Origin of the sequence: Streptomyces sp. T028 (assembly GCF_048159505.1) — a bacterium.
GTDB lineage: Bacteria > Actinomycetota > Actinomycetes > Streptomycetales > Streptomycetaceae > Streptomyces.
Genome location: NZ_JBLRVZ010000012.1, coordinates 177,093 through 195,093 on the forward strand (window position 1 = coordinate 177,093; position 18,001 = coordinate 195,093).

At 69.0% G+C, this 18,001-nt stretch carries 17 protein-coding genes and 1 riboswitch; of the genes, 4 read left to right on the forward strand and 13 right to left on the reverse strand.

Annotated features, from left to right (window positions below; translation table 11 throughout):
* Positions 1-70: 70 nt before the first annotated feature.
* Positions 71-1,414, reverse strand: a complete 1,344-nt coding sequence (locus tag ACLZN2_RS13130) for an NYN domain-containing protein (RefSeq protein WP_416978598.1) — start codon at positions 1,412-1,414, stop codon at positions 71-73.
* A 37-nt stretch (positions 1,415-1,451) separates the two neighbouring features.
* A complete protein-coding gene (locus tag ACLZN2_RS13135; protein WP_055541554.1) occupies positions 1,452-1,691 on the reverse strand; it encodes a hypothetical protein in 240 nt (79 codons plus the stop codon).
* A gap of 163 nt (positions 1,692-1,854) precedes the next feature.
* Here ACLZN2_RS13135 and ACLZN2_RS13140 point away from each other — a divergent pair, with 163 nt between their 5' ends.
* Both ACLZN2_RS13140 and ACLZN2_RS13145 read left to right on the forward strand, forming a co-directional pair.
* Positions 1,855-2,589, forward strand: a complete 735-nt coding sequence (locus tag ACLZN2_RS13140; RefSeq protein ID WP_416978599.1) for a rhomboid family intramembrane serine protease — start codon at positions 1,855-1,857, stop codon at positions 2,587-2,589.
* Entirely contained in the window at positions 2,586-2,867 is a 282-nt protein-coding gene (locus ACLZN2_RS13145) for an Lrp/AsnC family transcriptional regulator (RefSeq protein WP_089101146.1), read from the forward strand. The genes ACLZN2_RS13140 and ACLZN2_RS13145 overlap by 4 nt, the downstream gene beginning before the upstream one ends.
* A 33-nt stretch (positions 2,868-2,900) precedes the next feature.
* Here ACLZN2_RS13145 and ACLZN2_RS13150 read toward each other — a convergent pair whose 3' ends face one another.
* The 6 genes from ACLZN2_RS13150 to ACLZN2_RS13175 all read right to left on the reverse strand — a co-directional run bounded on the left by ACLZN2_RS13150 (position 2,901) and on the right by ACLZN2_RS13175 (position 10,153).
* Positions 2,901-4,277, reverse strand: coding sequence for an aminotransferase class V-fold PLP-dependent enzyme (locus ACLZN2_RS13150; RefSeq protein ID WP_416978600.1), 1,377 nt, complete (start codon positions 4,275-4,277; stop codon positions 2,901-2,903).
* Positions 4,278-4,416: 139 nt separating this feature from the next.
* Positions 4,417-4,533: riboswitch (SAM riboswitch) on the reverse strand.
* A gap of 193 nt (positions 4,534-4,726) precedes the next feature.
* Entirely contained in the window at positions 4,727-5,791 is a 1,065-nt protein-coding gene (gene trpD / locus ACLZN2_RS13155; protein ID WP_416978601.1) for an anthranilate phosphoribosyltransferase, read from the reverse strand.
* Between the two features lie 138 nt (positions 5,792-5,929).
* Positions 5,930-7,567, reverse strand: a complete 1,638-nt coding sequence (locus ACLZN2_RS13160) for a cytochrome b (RefSeq protein ID WP_416978602.1) — start codon at positions 7,565-7,567, stop codon at positions 5,930-5,932.
* Entirely contained in the window at positions 7,564-8,625 is a 1,062-nt protein-coding gene (locus ACLZN2_RS13165; RefSeq protein WP_416978603.1) for a Rieske 2Fe-2S domain-containing protein, read from the reverse strand. The genes ACLZN2_RS13160 and ACLZN2_RS13165 overlap by 4 nt, the downstream gene beginning before the upstream one ends.
* Positions 8,622-9,434 carry a c-type cytochrome gene (locus tag ACLZN2_RS13170; protein ID WP_416978604.1) on the reverse strand — a complete coding sequence of 271 codons (813 nt, stop codon included), beginning with the start codon at positions 9,432-9,434 and terminating at the stop codon, positions 8,622-8,624. Before ACLZN2_RS13170 ends, ACLZN2_RS13165 begins: the two co-directional genes overlap by 4 nt.
* Positions 9,435-9,532: 98 nt before the next feature.
* Positions 9,533-10,153, reverse strand: coding sequence for a cytochrome c oxidase subunit 3 (locus ACLZN2_RS13175; protein WP_416978605.1), 621 nt, complete (start codon positions 10,151-10,153; stop codon positions 9,533-9,535).
* Positions 10,154-10,332: 179 nt separating this feature from the next.
* Between ACLZN2_RS13175 and ACLZN2_RS13180 the strand changes: the two genes are divergently transcribed.
* On the forward strand, positions 10,333-10,734 hold the full coding sequence (locus tag ACLZN2_RS13180; RefSeq protein WP_416978606.1) for a hypothetical protein: 402 nt from the start codon (positions 10,333-10,335) through the stop codon (positions 10,732-10,734).
* 75 nt (positions 10,735-10,809) lie between these two features.
* On the opposite strand, the gene ACLZN2_RS13185 is transcribed toward ACLZN2_RS13180, so the two are convergent.
* The 4 genes from ACLZN2_RS13185 to coxB form a co-directional block, all read right to left on the reverse strand.
* The gene (locus ACLZN2_RS13185) at positions 10,810-12,072 is read right to left on the reverse strand and encodes an Ig-like domain-containing protein (protein ID WP_416978607.1); all 1,263 of its coding nucleotides are present in this window, start codon (positions 12,070-12,072) and stop codon (positions 10,810-10,812) included.
* A gap of 131 nt (positions 12,073-12,203) precedes the next feature.
* Positions 12,204-12,602 carry a cytochrome c oxidase subunit 4 gene (locus tag ACLZN2_RS13190; protein ID WP_416978608.1) on the reverse strand — a complete coding sequence of 133 codons (399 nt, stop codon included), beginning with the start codon at positions 12,600-12,602 and terminating at the stop codon, positions 12,204-12,206.
* On the reverse strand, positions 12,599-14,326 hold the full coding sequence (gene ctaD / locus ACLZN2_RS13195) for a cytochrome c oxidase subunit I (RefSeq protein ID WP_416978609.1): 1,728 nt from the start codon (positions 14,324-14,326) through the stop codon (positions 12,599-12,601). The genes ACLZN2_RS13190 and ctaD overlap by 4 nt, the downstream gene beginning before the upstream one ends.
* On the reverse strand, positions 14,323-15,282 hold the full coding sequence (gene coxB, locus ACLZN2_RS13200) for a cytochrome c oxidase subunit II (RefSeq protein WP_416978610.1): 960 nt from the start codon (positions 15,280-15,282) through the stop codon (positions 14,323-14,325). The genes ctaD and coxB overlap by 4 nt, the downstream gene beginning before the upstream one ends.
* Positions 15,283-15,566: 284 nt before the next feature.
* On the opposite strand from coxB, the gene ACLZN2_RS13205 reads away from it, so the two are divergent.
* Positions 15,567-16,916, forward strand: coding sequence for a cysteine desulfurase/sulfurtransferase TusA family protein (locus ACLZN2_RS13205; protein ID WP_416978611.1), 1,350 nt, complete (start codon positions 15,567-15,569; stop codon positions 16,914-16,916).
* Positions 16,917-17,008: 92 nt separating this feature from the next.
* Here the strand turns inward: ACLZN2_RS13205 and ACLZN2_RS13210 are convergent, their stop codons facing one another.
* On the reverse strand, positions 17,009-17,983 hold the full coding sequence (locus ACLZN2_RS13210) for a carbohydrate kinase family protein (RefSeq protein ID WP_416978612.1): 975 nt from the start codon (positions 17,981-17,983) through the stop codon (positions 17,009-17,011).
* Positions 17,984-18,001: the final 18 nt, after the last annotated feature.

Consider the following 18,001-nt stretch of genomic DNA (forward strand, 5'->3'; position numbering starts at 1 on the left):
TGACGCACGCTTGACCCTACGTTGCGTGACGATCCCGCTAATTCGGGCATTAAACCTGCAACTTCGACCTTCAGGACAGTCGCTTCAGAAGCACCGCGGAAGCCACCGGTCGGGCGCCCGCCTTCGCGACCCCGTCGGCGACCTCGCGGTCGGTCGAGGCGACGATGACGGGCCGCCCCGGGGGCTCGGCGCGGACGAGTTGGCGGATGAGTTCGTCGGCGGTGACACCCGCCTTGGAGAACAGCACCCGCACCCCGCGCGGCGGCGCGAGCAGCACCGGAGCAGCCAGTTCGGCCCCGTCGAAGACACAGGTGACCTCGGCGCCGGTCTGCGCGGCGAGCGCCGAGAGCTGCCCGAGCAGCCGCAGCCGCTGCTTCTCCAACGGCATCTGCGGATAGCCGGTCTTGGTCACGTTGTAGCCGTCGACGACCAGATGAGCCTGGGGCAGTGCCAGCAACTGGTCGAGAATGGCCGGATCGTGTTCCGACAGCGCACGAGCGGCGATGTCCTTCGGGGTCATTCGTCCCGGTTCGACCGCATCGACGGTTTCGGCGGGGCGCACGGACACCGGGGGCAACGCCAGTTCGCGGCGCAGCCCTTGGGCCGCGTCGAGCACGGTGTCCAGCAGCAGCCGTACCCGCATGTCCTCGACACTGCGCCCTTCGCGGGCCGCCCGCCGGGTGGCCTCCAGGGCCGCCTCGGCCTCTCCGAGGCGCGCCTTGAGCCGCCGGGTCTCGCTCTCGGCGGCGGACACCTGGGCCTGCCCCTCGGCGCGTACGGCCTCGATCTCGCCCTGCACCTTGCGCAGGGCCGCCTCGCCGCGCTTGACGTCGCTGAGGGCGGAACGCAGCTTGCGGTGCAGCGACTCCGCCTCCTTCTTCGCCGCGTCCAGCTCGGTGCGCAGCCGCTCTGTGTCGGTGCGGGTCTGCTCACGGGCCTGGGCGAGTTCCTCGCGCAGCCGCTCCAGTTCGGCCCGGTTCTCCTCGTCGACGCGCTCGGCGTCCGCCCGCTGGGCCTCCTCGCCGGCCGCGGTCACCAGCTTGACCCAGCCGGTGGGGCGCAGCACATAGGCCGCGGCCGCCACGTCGAGCGGGTCCGCGGCCGGGGTCGGCGAGCCGGAGTCCAGGGCTCCGGACAGCTCCGGCTGGGCCTCTCTGAACTTCTCGGCGATGCGCTGCCGGAACAGCGGATCCGTCTCCAGCGCGGCCGCCATCGCGTTGCCCGCGAACTTCGCCCGGCGGTTCGGCGCGAACCGGGCGTACTGCCGCAACTGTGCGGGCAGTTCGACGACGGTCAGGCCACCGAAGCCGTCCGAGACGATCTGCACGACCCGGCGGCGCACGCCGTCGGGCAGCGGACGGTCGAGCACCTCAGCGGCGCCGTCGCCCGGCCCCCCGCCTGCGCTCTCCACCATCCGTCACACCCCAATACCTGTACGGGGCCAGCTCCGCTCAGGAGCCGGCGCCCGGCCGATCCACGAGTTCCACCTGATCCACGGCGTTGCACCAGCGGCACCGCACCGACTCGATGGTCTCACTGACCACCTCGCGCTCCTCCACCTTCGGCTCACCGGCGAGGTCGAGGTGCACGTACTCGACGACCTTCGACGAACGCGTCACGTCGAACCGGGTGAGGTTGCCGCAGAGGGTGCAGCGCCACCGCGTGGTCGCGGTGGGCAGGGGAACCGTCATCGTGCCTGTCCTTCTAGTGTCGGTCTTCCGGTCGGGTCGCGCCGGAGGCTCCCCGCTGTGCATGGCTCGTAACCCTACGGCCTGGCGGGTACTCGCCGCTTGCCCGTCCACGGCGGCGAGGCGGAGCAGGCGGTTCTGCCCCATTACGTCATGCTCTGTGTTCATGATCGGGAACTGGAGCGGGACCGTCCGCAAGGCCCTTCGCGGCCCTTCGGCGCCGGTGACGTACGGACTGATCGCCCTGTGCTGTGCGGTCTTCGTGATCGGCCCGGCCTCGGGGCTCGACCCGGCGTACGGCTCCGGGGACGGGCTGATGGCCGCCCAGCGGGCCTACTTCCGCCGCTGGGGCGTGGTCCCGGTGGAGCTCTTCGAGGGCTCCGCGCGCGCCGTCCTGACCCCGGCCACGGCCCTCTTCGTCCACGGCAGCTGGGTGCACCTGCTCGGCAACATGCTCTTCCTCCACGTCTTCGGCGCGATGACCGAGGAGCGGATGGGCCGCGTCGAGTACACCTTCTTCTACCTCGGCTGCGGCTGTCTCGCCCTGCTCGGGTACGCGGCCGCGCACTCCGGGTCACCGCAGTCGCTGGTGGGGGCCTCCGGGGCGATCTCCGCGGTCCTCGGAGCGTTCCTGTACCTGTTCCCCCGGGCGCGGGTGACCAGTCTTCTGCCGTTCCTGTTCTTCCTGCCGCTGCGGTTCCCGGCGTGGGTGGTGCTGCCGTTCTGGGCGGCGCTGCAGTGGGTGGCGGCGGGGCAGGCCACCCAGGGGCCCGGCGTGGCGTACCTGGCGCACCTGGTGGGCTTCGGGCTGGGGTTCTGCTACGCGTGGGCGCGTTTCGGCCGTACGACTAGAGTGAGGGCCGCCCCTGCTCCGGCCCCCGAGGGAGAGAACCAGCCGTGATCACCGCGATCGTCCTCATCAAGACCAGCGTGGACCGGATCCCCGAGATCGCGGAGCGGATCGCCGCGCTGGACTCCGTCAGCGAGGTGTTTTCCGTGACCGGGACGTATGACCTGATCGCCATGGTGCGGGTCAAGCAGCACGAGGACCTCGCGGAGGTCATCCCGGGCAGCATCAGCAAGATCCCCGGGGTCGAGGCGACGGACACGCACGTGGCGTTCCGCACCTACTCCCAGCACGACCTGGAGGCGGCGTTCGCGATCGGCCTGGACTCCTGACCGCCTGAGCACCGCCTCCGGGACGACAACTTTCTACACCGCCGGGACGCAGCGGCCCTCTTCCGTCCTGTACGTCCACTTCGCGCCCTCGGTCACCAGTTCGCGTACGGCGGTGACGAAGCGGTCCACGTGCTCGTCGGGGGTGCCCGCGCCGAAGCTCACGCGGATGGCGTTGAGGGACTTCTCGCCCGGTGCCGCCTCGGGGGCGCCGCACTCGCCCTGGGCCTGCGGGGCGCTGCCCAGCAGGGTGCGGACCAGGGGGTGGGCGCAGAAGAGGCCGTCGCGGACGCCGATGCCGTACTCGGCGGACAGGGCCGCGGCGAAGTGGGAGCTGTTCCAGCCCTCGACGACGAAGGAGATCACGCCGACCCGGGGCGCGTCGTCGCCGAACAGGGACAGCACCTTCACCTGCGGGACCTCGGCCAGGCCCGCGCGGACCCTGTCGATCAGGTGCTGCTCGCGGGCGACCAGGGTGTCGAAGCCGGCCTCGGTGAGCGCCTTGCAGGCCGAGGCGATGGAGTAGGCGCCGATGACGTTGGGGGAGCCGGCCTCGTGGCGGGCCGCGCTCTCGTGCCACTCCACGTCCACTCCCCCGTCCTCGCGCCGGGTGACCCTGCGGCTGGCGCCGCCGCCCGCGAGGTAGGGGTCGGCCGCCTTCAGCCAGTCGGCGCGGCCGGCCAGGACGCCGGAGCCGAACGGGGCGTACAGCTTGTGGCCGGAGAAGGCGACCCAGTCGACGTCCAGGTCACGGACGGACACCGGGTGGTGCGGGGCCAGCTGGGCGGCGTCCAGGACGATCCGGGCGCCGTGCGCGTGGGCGGCCGCCGCGAGCTCGCGTACGGGCCACAGCTCGCCGGTGACGTTCGAGGCGCCGGTGACGCAGACCAGGGCCGGGCCGTGGCCCCCTTCAACGGACACAGCGCGGTCGGCGAGGGCGCGCTCCAGGGTCTCCACGGCCTGGCCCGGGGTGCGCGGGGCGTCGAGGTAGGTGACCCGGGCGTCCTTCCAGGGGAGCAGGCCGGCGTGGTGCTCGGTCTCGAAGACGAAGACCTGGCAGCCGTCGGGGAGGGCGGCGGCGAGAAGGTTGAGGGAGTCCGTCGTCGAGCGGGTGAAGACCAGTTGGTCGTCCGCGCGGCAGTCCAGGAACTCGGCGACCGTGCGGCGGGCGTTCTCGAAGAGGTCCGTGGAGAGCTGGGAGAGGTAGCCGGCACCGCGGTGGACACTGCCGTAGTACGGGGCGTAGGCGGCCACGTCGTCCCAGACGCGCTGGAGGGCGGGGGCGCTGGCGGCGTAGTCGAGCGCCGCGTAGGTGACTTCGCCACCCGTGACGAGCGGGACGGTGACATCCCGGCCCAGAACGGGCAGAGGGGCACAAACAGTCTGGACGGAGGCAGCGGTGGAGACGGACATGGCGGAACTCCCGTGAAGGCAGGTGGAATTCACCCCGCGAGCGGCATGGCTCGAGCGTGGGTGTGAAGGGTGAAAGGGGATGCGGAGGCGGGGCTCTGCGGCCCTATCGCATTCGCTTGCTCACGGAAGACTCCTCGACGACCCGCGCTTGCCGTAGACCTCGCTGCCTACGGCCTGGTCTTCACCCGGGGCACCCCGCCACGGACGGAGGGTTGCCGGACAGTCGGCCGGGGCCTCATGACTGTCACTCATGACCTGGTACAGCAACGTACGCGAAGTGATCGCACCCCCGCAACTCACGTCCGAATGCCGGACCCGCGCCCCTGTGGCTGCGCCCCTGTGGGCGCGCCCACAGGGGCGCGGGGCTGTATCGATATGCGGCTCCGCCGCGTGGGCGCGACCAGCCGAGACGGCGCAGCAGACGAATTACAGCTCCCCCAGCAGAGCGCTCACGCGTGGGTGGCAGCCACCCACCGCTCCAGCGCCCCCTTCGCGGCCCCCGAGTCGATGGACTCGGCCGCCCGGTCCATCCCGGACCGGAGCTGCTCCGCGAGCGTCCCCGTGCCCGGCTCCAGAGCGACCAGGGCGGCCGCCGAGTTCAGCAGGACGGCGTCCCGGACGGGGCCCTGCTCGCCGTCCAGGAGACGGCGGGCGACCTCCGCGTTGTACGACGGATCACCGCCGCGCAGAGCCTCCACGGGCACCAGCTCGATGCCGACGTCCCGCGGGTCGAAGGTCTCCTCGGTGACCTTGCCGTCGCGGACCACCCACACCCGGGAGGTGGCCGTGGTGGTCAGCTCGTCGAGGCCGTCGTCGCCCCGGAAGACCAGGGAGGAGTGGCCGCGCTCGGCGAAGACGCCCGCGACGACCGGCGCCATGCGCGGGTCCGCGACCCCGACCGCCTGGGCCCGCACCCGGGCCGGGTTGGTCAGCGGGCCGAGGATGTTGAACACCGTGCGGATGCCCAACTGGCCGCGTGCGGCGCCCGCGTGACGCAGCGCCGGGTGGAACTTGATCGCGAAGCAGAAGGTGATCCCGGCCTCCCGGGCCACCTCGGCCACCCGCGCCGGGGTCAGCTCCAGATTGACGCCGAGCTTCTCCAGGACGTCCGAGGCGCCGGAGGCGGAGGACGCGGCCCGGTTGCCGTGCTTGACGACGGTGGCGCCGGCGCCGGCGACCACGATCGCGGACATGGTGGAGATGTTGACGGTCTTGGCGCCGTCGCCGCCGGTGCCGACGATGTCGACGGTCCGGCCCGGCACCTCGATCGTGTTGGCGTGCTCGTACATCGTCCGCACGAGCCCGTTGATCTCCTCGACGGTCTCGCCCTTGGCCCGCAGCGCCACCACGAACCCGGCGATCTGCGCGTCCGTCGCCTCCCCGCGCATGATCCGGTCCATCGCCCAGGCGGTGTCCTCGGCGCTCTGGTCACGGCCGTACAGCAGGGCGTTCAGCACGTCGGGCCAGGAACGGCCCGCCGCGGTGTCGCCTCCAGCGGGGGTCACAGCGCTCATAGCCGCTCCTGGGTGTCGTACGGGTGTCGAACTCAAACATAAGAGTGCCCCCACCCTATCCAGCTCACGGGCACGGCGAAGGGCCCCGTCCGAACACCGGACGGGGCCCCTCACCTCTGGCGTGGCGACGCCGGATGATCAGTGGTGGCCGTGGCCGCTCGTGATCTCCTTGTACTCCTCGACGGTCGGCTTCGGGATCTGCTGGTCCTCACCGAAGTACGCGTTGCTGATCTTGGCGCGCAGCTTCTCGGAACGCTTGATCTTGCGCTCGACACCGTTCTCGTCGACCGTCGGTCCGACCATGGCCGGCTCGTACTGCTCGTGGGCCGTGATGGTGTGGAGCTGCTCCTGGCTGAGCGGCTCGTGGATCTCGATGAACTCACCGTGCGGCAGGCGCTTGATGGTGCCGGTCTCGCGACCGTGCAGCACCTTGTCCCGGTCGCGGCGCTGCAGGCCGAGGCAGATCCGCTTGGTGAGGAGGTACGCGATGACCGGTCCGACGAAGAAGAAGATCCGGACGAACCAGGTGATCGAGTTGATCGACAGGTTGAAGTGGGTGGCCCACAGGTCGTTGCCACCACCGACCAGCGTGATCATGTACATCGTGACCCAGGCGACGCCCAGCGCGGTGCGCGTGGGGGCGTTGCGCGGACGGTCCAGGATGTGGTGCTCGCGCTTGTCCTTGGTGATCCACGACTCGATGAACGGGTACGCCGCCATCGCCGCGAGGACGACACCGAACAGCGTCAGCGGGATGAACACGCCCAGGACCAGCGTGTGGCCCCAGAAGTCGACCTCCCAGCCCGGCATGAAGCGGATCAGACCCTCGGCGAAGCCCATGTACCAGTCGGGCTGGGCGCCGGTGGACACCTGGTCCGGACGGTAGGGACCGAAGATCCACACCGGGTTGATCTGGGCGAGGGCCGCGATGGCGGCGATCACGCCGAAGACCAGGAAGAAGAAGCCGCCGGCCTTCGCCATGTACACCGGCAGCAGCGGCATGCCGACGACGTTCTTGTTGCTCTTGCCGGGGCCCGCGAACTGCGTGTGCTTGTGGTAGAAGACCAGGATCAGGTGGCCGACGACCAGGCCGAGCATGATGCCCGGCAGCAGCAGGATGTGGATCGAGTAGAACCGCGCCACGAAGTCGTGGCCCGGGAACTCGCCGCCGAACAGGAACATCGAGATGTACGTGCCGACGATCGGCGTCGCCAGGATGGCGCCCTGGGTGAAGCGGACACCGGTGCCGGAGAGCAGGTCGTCCGGGAGCGAGTAACCGGTGAAGCCGGTGAACATGCCCAGGACGAACAGCAGGAAGCCGAACAGCCAGTTGATCTCACGCGGCTTGCGGAACGCGCCGGTGAAGAACACGCGCATCATGTGCACGAACATGCCGGCGAGGAAGATCAGCGCCGCCCAGTGGTGGATCTGCCGGATGAGCAGACCACCGCGCACATCGAAGGAGATGTGCATGGTCGAGTTGAACGCCTCGGACATCAGCTGTCCCTGGAGGGGGACATAGCTGCCGTGGTACTCCACCTCGTTCATCGACGGGTGGAAGAACAGCGTCAGATAGACACCCGTCAGGATGATGATGATGAAGCTGTAGAGGCAGACCTCACCCAGCATGAACGACCAGTGGTCGGGGAAGATCTTGCGCATGTTGGCCTTGGCCAGGGAGTAGATCCCCAGTCGGCCGTCGGCCCAGTCGGCGATCCGCTCGCCGGCCGGCGCCTTCCCGCGTTCGCGGGACTGTGTCGTCTCGTTGGTGCTCATCCGCGCTCCCAGAAGGCAGGACCGACGGGCTCTTCGAAGTCGCCGAGCGCCTCGAGGTAGCCCTCGTCGTTCACGCCGATGCGCAGCTGCGGCAGGGCGTGACCGGCCGGGCCGAAGATGACCTTGGCGCCGTCGGAGAGGTCGAAGGTGGACTGGTGGCAGGGGCACAGCACGTGGTGCGTCTGCTGCTCGTACAGCGAGATCGGGCAGCCGACGTGGGTGCAGATCTTCGAGTAGGCCACGATGCCCTGGTGGGACCACTCGAGTTCCTGCTTGTCCTTGATGTCCTCCGGCTGGAGCCGGACGATCATCAGGGCGGCCTTGGCGATCTCGTTCTGGAAGTCCTCGTCGTGCTCCTCCAGGCCCTCGGGCTTGGCGAAGGTGAGCGAGCCGACGGCCACGTCCGAGGCCCGCAGCGGCTCGTTCGTGTTCATGTTGACGAGGAGCTTGCCCTTGGCCCACAGCGTGTGGCGCAGCTTGTCCTCGGGCAGCGGACCGAGGTCGCGCAGCAGCATGACGCCGGAGAGCGGCACCAGGGCGAGCGCGCCGAACATCGTGTTGCGAATCAGGTTGCGACGGCCGAGCGCCGATTCCTTGGCGCCCTGCTTGAAGTCCGCGTGGACCTTCGCCCGGACGTCGGGCTCGGCGGCGATCGGGTGACGCTCGTCGGCGACCTCGACGTCCGACATCAGGGTGCGGGCCCAGTGGACCGCGCCGGCGCCGATGGCGAACAGCGCCGTGCCCAGGGTCAGACCCAGCGCGAAGTTCAGCGCGCTGACGTGCCCGATCGGGAAGACGAAGATCGACTTGTCGATCGGGATCGCCACGTACGAGGCGATGAAGCCGACGGTGGCGAGCATCGACACCGTGAACAGCAGGGCGACCGTGCGCTCGGACCGCTTGGCGGCCCGCTCGTCGATGTCCTGGACGCGGTGCTCGTGGGGCGGCAGTCCCGGGTCGGCGAACGGGTTCTTCTCGTCCGCGACGGCTACCCCACCGTGGCCGTGGGTGTCCTGCTCAGCGGGCAGGTTCTCTTCTGGAATGTCTTGGCTACTCATGACTTCTTGGCCTTTGCGGTCCGAGCGGCGACCCAGACGGCGACCGCGATCAACGCACCGAGACCGAAGATCCACGCGAAGAGACCCTCGCTGACCGGGCCGATGCCGCCCAGCTCCAGACCGCCCGGGTTCACCGTCTCGTCGCTGTCGATCGCGTTCAGGTACGCGATGATGTCCTTCTTGTTCTGCTCCGTCAGCGTGGTGTCCGGGAAGGACGGCATGTTCTGCGGGCCGGTCTGCATGGCCTCGTAGATGTGCTTCGCGTCCACGCCCTCGAGCGTCGGGGCGAACTTGCCGTCGGTCAGGGCGCCGCCCTTGCCGCCGGTGGCGTGGCACTGGCTGCAGTTGGTGCGGAACAGCTCGCCGCCCTTGGCGATGTCGGCGCCCTCCGTGCCGTACTCGGCCTCGGTCGGGACGTTCGGGCCTGCGCCGAGGGAGGCGATGTACGCGGCCAGCTGGTCGATCTCGGCCTGCGTGTAGATGACCTTCTTCCGCGGCACCTGGGCGCCCTGGGAGGTCGCGGCCGGCATACGCCCGGTGCCGACCTGGAAGTCGACGGCGGCGGCGCCGACGCCGACCAGGCTCGGGCCGTCGGAGCTGCCCTGACCGTCGGTGCCGTGGCAGCTGGCGCAGCCTACGGCGAAGAGCTTCTTGCCCTCGTCGATGGCCAGGGACTGGGCGGTTTCATCTGCCTGCGCCTTGCTCGCGGGCGCGAACGCGGCGTACAGCCCCCCCGTGCACGCCAGCGCGAGGAGTAGGACGACGAGCGCCGCCAGCGGATGGCGTCGTCGTGCGGAGAGCTTTTTCACGGATTACCCCGGTGTCAGGATCTTCTGCGTCGATGCTTCTGGGATGTGCGCTCGCGCGGCGCGAGGTGCGCTGCCGCGGGCGCGTGGAACGGGCCGGGCTACTTGATCATGTAGATCGTGGCGAAGAGGCCGATCCAGACGACATCGACGAAGTGCCAGTAGTAGGACACGACGATCGCGGCGGTCGCCTGCTCGTGGGTGAACCTCTTGGCCGCGTAGGTACGACCGAGGACCAGCAGGAAGGCGATGAGGCCGCCCGTCACGTGCAGTCCGTGGAAACCGGTGGTCAAGTAGAAGACCGAGCCGTACGGGCCGGAGGAGAGCGAGAGCCCGTCCTTCTTCACCAGCTCGGTGTACTCGTAGATCTGACCGCCGATGAAGATCGCGCCCATGATGAAGGTAACGATGAACCAGCCCCGGAGCTTCTTCACGTCACCGCGCTCGGCGGCGAACACACCGAGCTGGCAGGTGAGGGAGGAGAGCACCAGGATCGTGGTGTTCGTCGCCGAGAACGGGAAGTTCAGGAACTCGGCCTGTTCCTTCCAGTACTCGGTCCCCGTCACCGATCGCAGGGTGAAGTACATCGCGAAGAGGGCCGCGAAGAACATCAGCTCGGAACTCAGCCAGATGATGGTTCCGACGCTGGTGAGGTTCGGCCGATTGACCGACGGGTGCGCGTGCCCGGTTTCTACTGTCGTTGCTGTCGCCACGACCGACATTATGTCGGTCGCTTATCCCGCCCTCACTCCGGGGGGTGCCGTTCGGAGTGTTCGCAGGCAGGGTAGGGCCCGTATGGCCCATCGAAGTGGTGTTCCAAGCGCTGTTGACGAGGTGTTCCAGGGAGTAGCATCCGCCGCATCGGTTCTGTCCGTACGACGCTTGAGGGCACGGAGGAAGCATGCAGGCGACCGCGACGGTGCTGGTCTACAGCGACGACTCCAACACGCGTGAGCAGGTGCGGTTGGCCACCGGCCGACGGCCGGCTCCCGATGTGCCCGTGGTCGAGCTCGTGGAGTGCGCCACGCCTGCGGCGGTGGTACGGGAGCTCGACAAGGGCGGTATCGATGTCGTGGTCCTGGACGGTGAGGCCGTGCCCATGGGCGGTATGGGGCTGTGCCGGCAGATCAAGGACGAGGTGTTCCAGTGCCCGCCGGTGCTGTTGCTGATCGCCCGGCCGCAGGATGCGTGGCTGGCGACTTGGAGTCGCGCCGATTCTGCTGTGACCTTGCCGGTCGAGCCTGTGGAGTTCGCCGCGGCGTTGGCTTCGCTGTTGCGGGAGAAGAGGCTTCTCAGCGCCTGAGGGTGCCCTGTGGGGGTGTGGGCGGGTGCGGCGCCGTCGTGGCTTGTCGCGCAGTTCCCCGCGCCCCTAAAGGCCTTACAGCGCCGCCGGTCGGAGGGTGGACGTGTCCGGTTGGGTCTTGTGCTTGCCCTTGGTCAGGGCGCTGCCCGTTTTCCACTTCGGCCAGTCGACGTTCCAGTCGCCGAAGCCGTTGCCGAAGGGTTCCATCGTGTTGCCGTGGCTGTTGACGACCTTGACGACGTCGCCGGGGCGGACGTGTTCGAAGAACCACTCGGCGTTGGCGGTGCTCATGCCGGTGCAGCCGTGGCTGACGTTCGCGTAGCCCTGGGAGCCGACGGACCAGGGGGCCGCGTGGACGTACTCGCCGCTCCAGGTGACGCGGGTGGCGTAGTAGACGGGCAGGTCGTACGACTCCGAGGAGCCCTCGGCGATGCCGACCGTGGTGCTGCGCATCCGGACGAACTGTTCCTTGCCGAGGACGACCTTGACCCCGTTGCGGGTCTCGAAGCCGGGCTTGCCGGTGGTGACCGGGATGGTGTTGACCACCTCGTCGTTCTTGTAGAACGTCAGGGAGTGGGACGAGGCGTCGGTGACGGCTATGACGCGGTCGCCGATGGTGAGGTTGACGTCCTTCGACGTGGTGCCCCAGAGGCGGTCGCTGATCCGGATGCCGTCGAGGTTGCTGTGGGCGCGGATCGTGGCGCGGGCGGGCCAGTACTCCTGGGGGCGGTAGTGGAGTTCCTTGTCGTCCACCCAGTACCAGGCGCCCTGCACGGAGGGCGTGGAGTCGACCTTGAGGCCGCGCTCGACTATCGCCCGCTGGGCCGGGTCCTTGACGGGCTCGCTGAGCTTGGCGGTGACGGGCTGGCCGACCCCGTACGTCCCCGAGTCCGGGCCGAGCTCGACGGACAGGCGCTTCTTGCCGCTGGGCTTGCCGGTGTCGAAGGTGAGGACCCGGCGGCCGGGAGTGCCGTCGGCTTCCTCGGTGCTCACCCGGACCGTGTAGTGGGCGTCGGCGGCCAGCGGCTCCGTACTGTGCCAGCGGCTGCCGTCGGCGGAGAGTTCGCCCGCCACGTAGCGGCCTGAGGCGTCCACGGCGGTGACGTCGGTGATGGGCTCGTCGTCGTCCCGGGCGACGATCTCCAGGGGCTTGTCCGGGTCGGCCTTCTTCCTGCCGTCGCCGTCGGGGCCGTTGAAGGAGATCCGGTCGCTCGCGTCGTAGGGGCGCTCTGCGAGGGGGTTGCCGTCGGATCCGCAGGCGGTGACGACGCCCGCTCCGAGGGCGATCACCAGCACCGTGCAGCTGACGACTGTGCGGGGGCGGGGTGAGTGGCTCATGGCTTCACGCTAGGGAGCCGCGTCAACCGCGGCGCGCTGGGCGCCACGTATGGAGGACAAGGGTTGCGGCAAACGAAGGAGCCCGGACTCTCCTTGACGGAGTGTCCGGGCTCCCGCGGGTTCGGCGCGTGCTACTGGGTGCGGTTCTCACCGCGGTAGTACTCGAAGACCCAGCCCCAGATGCCGATGAGGATGATCGGGGCGGCGAAGTACAGCAGCCACCAGCCGATCGCGACACCGAGGAAGGCGATGGCGCCACCGGCGGCGAGCGCGAGCGGCTGCCAGCTGTGCGGGCTGAAGAAGCCCAGTTCGCCGGCGTCGTCCGCGACGTCCGCCTCCTTGTTGTCCTGCGCGCCCGCGTCGACCCGCCGGGCGGTGAAGCCCAGGTAGTAGCCGACCATGATGCACAGGCCGAAGGCCAGGAAGAGGGCCGTGGTACCGGCCGGCTCCTTCGACCACACGCCATAGACGATCGCCATGGCGAGGATGAAGACGCTCAGCCAGACGAACATCCTGCCTTGGACCTTCACTTGCCGGCCTCCTTGCTGCCCGCGATGGCACCGTGGCCGGCGTACTCCAGCTGCTCGAGCGCGGCGATCTCCGGGTGGTGCAGGTCGAACGCCGGGGATTCACTGCGGATCCGCGGCAGGGTGAGGAAGTTGTGCCGCGGCGGCGGGCAGGAGGTCGCCCACTCGAGGGAGCGGCCGTAGCCCCACGGGTCGTCGACCTCGACCTTCTTGCCGTACTTCGCCGTCTTCCACACGTTGTAGAAGAACGGCAGCATCGACATGCCGAGCAGGAACGAGCTGATCGTCGAGATCGTGTTCAGCACCGTGAAGCCGTCGGCGGCGAGATAGTCGGCGTACCGGCGCGGCATGCCCTCGACACCCAGCCAGTGCTGCACCAGGAACGTGCCGTGGAAGCCGACGAACAGCGTCCAGAACGTCATCTTGCCGAGCCGCTCGTCCAGCATCTTGCCGGTCATCTTCGGCCACCAGAAGTGGAATCCGGCGAACATCGCGAAGACGACGGTTCCGAAGATGACGTAGTGGAAGTGGGCCACCACGAAGTACGAGTCGGAGATGTGGAAGTCCATCGGCGGCGAGGCCAGGATGACGCCGGTCAGACCACCGAACGTGAAGGTGATCAGGAAGCCGGTCACCCAGAGCATCGGCGTCTCGAAGGACAGCGAGCCCTTCCACATCGTTCCGATCCAGTTGAAGAACTTCACACCGGTCGGGACGGCGATGAGGAACGTCATGAAGGAGAAGAACGGCAGCAGCACGCCACCGGTGACGTACATGTGGTGTGCCCACACCGTCACGGAGAGACCGGCGATCGCGATCGTCGCGGCGATCAGGCCCATGTAGCCGAACATCGGCTTACGGGAGAAGACCGGGATGACCTCGGAGATGATGCCGAAGAACGGCAGCGCGATGATGTACACCTCTGGATGGCCGAAGAACCAGAAGAGGTGTTGCCACAGCAGGGCACCGCCGTTGGCCGGGTCGAAGATGTGGGCCCCGAACTTGCGGTCCACCTCCAGCGCGAACAGCGCGGCCGCCAGCACCGGGAAGACCATGAGCGCCAGCAGCGCGGTCAGCAGCACGTTCCAGGTGAAGATCGGCATGCGGAACATGGTCATGCCGGGGGCGCGCATGCAGATGATCGTGGTGATGAAGTTGACCGCGCCGAGGATGGTGCCGAAACCGGACAGGGCCAGGCCCATGATGCCCATGTCGGCGCCGATACTCGGCGAGTGGACGGCGTCCGAGAGCGGGACGTACATGAACCAGCCGAAGCTGGGGGCGCCGTCCGGGGTGAGGAAGCTGGCCGCCGCGATCAGCGAGCCGAACAGGTACAGCCAGTAGGCGAACATGTTCAGCCGCGGGAAGGCCACGTCCGGCGCGCCGATCTGCAGCGGCATGATCCAGTTCGCGAAGCCGGCGAACAGCGGCGTCGCGAACATCAGCAGCATGATCAGGCCGTGCATCGTGAACGCCTGGTTGAACTGCTCGTTCGACAGGATCTGCAGGCCCGGGCGGGCCAGCTCGGCGCGCATGAAGAGCGCCATCACACCGCCGACGCAGAAGAACGCGAACGACGTGACCAGATACAGCGTTCCGATCGTCTTGTGGTCGGTGGTGGTGAGCCACTTGACCACGACGTTGCCGGGCTGCTTGCGCCTGACCGGCAGCTCGTTCTCGTACGAGTCAGCCGCCGCGGCACCCTGAGGTTCGTTGAGGATGCTCACAGTTGGTTCGTCTCCCGGTTCTTCTCGTGGGCCGTCTGCTCGATGCCCGCGGGAACGTAACCGGTCTGCCCCTTCTTGGCGAGGTCCTTGAGGTGCTGCTCGTAACGCTCGGGGGAGACGACCTTCACGTTGAACAGCATCCGGGAGTGGTCGACGCCGCAGAGCTCGGCGCACTTGCCCAGGAAGGTGCCCTCATGGTTGGGGACCACCTGGAAGGCATTGGTGTGACCCGGGATGACGTCCTGCTTCATCAGGAACGGCACCACCCAGAAGGAGTGGATGACGTCACGCGAGGTCAGGACGAAGCGGACCGTCTTGCCCTCGGGGAGCCAGAGGGTCGGGCCCGGGTTGTTGGTCTGCGGGTTCCGCTCGTTGGGGACACCACAGGTGTAGACGCCGCCCGCGTCCGCCGGGAAGTCCGCCTTGTACCGGTCCGGGATCGCGGACAGGTTCTCGTCGGTCTTCGCGTCGCCGGTGGAGCCTTCGACGTTCGCGATGTAGTTGAAGCACCAGCTCCACTGGAAGCCGACCACGTTGACCGTGACGTCGGGCTTCTTCTCGAGGCTGAGGAGCTTCGACTCGTCGCGGGCGGTGAAGTAGAACAGCACCGAGACGATGATGATCGGGACCACCGTGTACAGCGCCTCGATCGGCATGTTGTACCGGGTCTGCGGAGGAACCTCGACCTTGGTGCGGCTGCGCCGGTGGAACATGGCGCTCCACAGGATCAGGCCCCACACCAGCACGCCGACGGCGAGCGCGGCAGCCCAGGAGCCCTGCCACAGGGAGAGGATCCGCGGAGCCTCCTCTGTGACGGGGGTGGGCATGCCAAGGCGGGGGAAGTCCTTGTATGTGCAACCGGTGGCGGTCGCCAGGACCAGGCCCGCGGTCATTGCCTGCAGCAGCTTCCGCCGCATCGGGCGCCGCGGCGAGCGGTCGGAGCCGTTGGGACTCACGTAGCGCCTTCCCGAGAGTCTCGCCCGCGCTGATCGGCTGCGGCCTTCTCGCTGGTCGGTCGCCGCCCTGCGTCGGGCAGGGGTTTGGATGTTTATGCGGACCAAACCCTAGCCGACGCCCTCCGGGGGTTCTCGGGGAGGGGGGCCTACTGACTCGGGTGGTTCGCTTGTTTGGCGGCCGCGGCATCCGTCGTGGCTTGTCGCGCCCACGCGGCGGAGCCGCACATCGAAACAGTCCCGCGCCCCTTGGGTGTTGCCGTTCCCCCTCGTTTTAACGTTGCTGTGTGTCCTACTTCGACGCGGCGTCCGCCGCCCCTCTCCATCCCGTCGCCCGTCAGGCGCTGTTGGCCTCTCTGGATGAGGGGTGGGCGGATCCTGGGCGGTTGTATCGGGAGGGGCGTAGGGCGCGGTTGCTGTTGGACGCGGCGCGGGAAGCGGCCGCGGAGGCCGTGGGGTGCCGGGCGGACGAACTGGTCTTCACCTCGTCCGGGACGCGGGCCGTCCAGACTGGTATCGCAGGGGTGTTGGGTGGGCGGCGGCGGATCGGGCGTCACCTGATCGTGTCAGCTGTCGAGCACTCGGCGGTGCTCCATTCGGCCGAAGCGCACGAGGCGGACGGCGGGACGGTGACGCGGGTGCCGGTGGTGCGGAGCGGGGCCGTGGAGGTGGGGGCGTACGAGGAGACGGTGCGGGCGGACACCGCGCTGGCGTGCCTGCAGTCGGCCAATCACGAGGTGGGGACCGAACAGCCGGTGGCGGCCGTGGCCGAGGTCTGCCGGGCGGCCGGGGTGCCGTTGCTGGTGGACGCGGCGCAGTCGCTCGGGTGGGGTCAGGTGCACGGTGACTGGTCGGTACTGACCGCCAGTGCGCACAAATGGGGCGGGCCGTCGGGGGTCGGGCTGCTGGTGGTGCGCAAAGGGGTGCGGTACGCGGCCCGTGAGGCCGAGGAGTTCGGGAACCTGCCGGCCATCGTGGCGGCCGCCGCGTCCCTGCGGGCGGTACGGGCCGAGGCCGACCGGGAGGCGGTACGGCTGCGGGAGCTGACGGAGCGGATCCGGGTACGGGTGCCCGAACTGGTTCCGGACGTCGAGGTGGTGGGCGATCCGCGACGGCGGCTGCCCGGGATCGTGACCTTCTCCTGCCTCTACGTCGACGGGGAGGCGCTGCTGCACGAGCTGGACCGGGAGGGCTTCTCGGTGTCCTCGGGCTCCTCCTGCACCAGCAGCACGCTGACGCCGAGCCATGTGCTCAAGGCGATGGGGGTGCTGAGCGAGGGGAACGTGCGGGTGTCGTTGCCGGCGGGCGCGGCCGAGGAGGACGTGGAGCGGTTCCTGGACGTGCTGCCGGGGGCCGTGGCGGGGGTGCGGGAGAAGCTGGGGGCACCGGCCCCGGCCACGGCCGTACGGGAGGACGAGCTGATCGTGGACGCCCTCGGCAAGCGGTGCCCGATCCCCGTCATCGAACTGGCGAAGGTCATCGGAGACGTGCCGGTCGGCGGCCGGGTCCGGGTCCTCTCCGACGACGAGGCGGCCCGCCTGGACATCCCGGCGTGGTGCGAGATGCGGGGCCAGGAGTACGTGGGCGAGGAGCCGGCGGAAAAAGGAACGGCATACCTGGTCCGCCGGACGAGCTGACCCACCCAGGGGCGCGGGGCTGTGTCAACGTGCGGCTACCGCCGCGTGTGCGCGACCAGCCCCCACGCACCCGCACCCGAAAACGGGCTCACTCACGCAAGGTGAGCTCGCACATCCTCGGCCGCCTCATCCCCGTACGCCTTGGTGAACCGCTCCATGAAGTGCGCCCGGCGCAGCTGGTACTCCTGCGTGCCCACGGTCTCGATGACGAGCGTCGCCAGCATGCACCCGATCTGGGCGGCCCGCTCCAGCGAGACCCCCCACGCGAGACCGGAGAGGAACCCGGCGCGGAAGGCGTCGCCGACGCCGGTGGGGTCGGCCTTGCGCTCCTCGTCCGGGCAGCCGACCTCGACCGGGTCGTCGCCGTCCCGCTCGATACGGACGCCGCGCGCGCCGAGGGTGGTGACGCGGTGGCCGACCTTGGCGAGGATCTCGGCGTCGGACCAGCCGGTCTTGGACTCGATGAGGCCCTTCTCGTACTCGTTGGAGAACAGGTACGTGGCGCCCTCCAGCAGTATCCGGATCTCCTCGCCCTCCATCCGGGCGATCTGCTGGGAGAAGTCGGCGGCGAAGGGGATGCTCCGGGAGCGGCACTCCTCCGTGTGGCGGAGCATGCCCTCGGGGTCGTCGGCGCCGATCAGGACCAGGTCGAGGCCGCCGACGCGGTCCGCGACGGTCTTCAGCTCGATCAGCCGGGCCTCGCTCATCGCGCCCGTGTAGAAGGAGCCGATCTGGTTGTGGTCGGCGTCGGTGGTGCACACGAAGCGGGCGGTGTGCAGGGTCTCGGAGATGCGGACCGACTCGGTGTCCACGCCGTGGCGGTCCAGCCAGGCGCGGTACTCGTCGAAGTCCGCGCCCGCGGCGCCGACCAGGATCGGCCGGGTGCCGAGCTGTCCCATCCCGAAGGCGATGTTCGCGCCCACTCCGCCCCGGCGTACGTCCAGGTTGTCGACCAGGAAGGAGAGCGAGACCGTGTGGAGCCGGTCCGCCATGAGCTGGTCGGAGAAACGTCCGGGGAACGTCATGAGGTGGTCGGTCGCGATGGAGCCGGTGACTGCGATGCGCACGGCGTGGACTCTCCTGTG

Coding starts and splice junctions, on each gene's coding strand:
- ACLZN2_RS13150 (WP_416978600.1), bottom strand. CDS start 4,277: ATGTCCGTCTCCACCGCTGCCTCCGTCCAGACTGTTTGTGCCCCTCTG.
- trpD (WP_416978601.1), bottom strand. CDS start 5,791: ATGAGCGCTGTGACCCCCGCTGGAGGCGACACCGCGGCGGGCCGTTCC.
- ACLZN2_RS13130 (WP_416978598.1), bottom strand. CDS start 1,414: ATGGTGGAGAGCGCAGGCGGGGGGCCGGGCGACGGCGCCGCTGAGGTG.
- ACLZN2_RS13160 (WP_416978602.1), bottom strand. CDS start 7,567: ATGAGCACCAACGAGACGACACAGTCCCGCGAACGCGGGAAGGCGCCG.
- ACLZN2_RS13140 (WP_416978599.1), top strand. CDS start 1,855: ATGATCGGGAACTGGAGCGGGACCGTCCGCAAGGCCCTTCGCGGCCCT.
- ACLZN2_RS13180 (WP_416978606.1), top strand. CDS start 10,333: ATGCAGGCGACCGCGACGGTGCTGGTCTACAGCGACGACTCCAACACG.
- ACLZN2_RS13185 (WP_416978607.1), bottom strand. CDS start 12,072: ATGAGCCACTCACCCCGCCCCCGCACAGTCGTCAGCTGCACGGTGCTG.
- ACLZN2_RS13175 (WP_416978605.1), bottom strand. CDS start 10,153: ATGTCGGTCGTGGCGACAGCAACGACAGTAGAAACCGGGCACGCGCAC.
- ACLZN2_RS13135 (WP_055541554.1), bottom strand. CDS start 1,691: ATGACGGTTCCCCTGCCCACCGCGACCACGCGGTGGCGCTGCACCCTC.
- ACLZN2_RS13165 (WP_416978603.1), bottom strand. CDS start 8,625: ATGAGTAGCCAAGACATTCCAGAAGAGAACCTGCCCGCTGAGCAGGAC.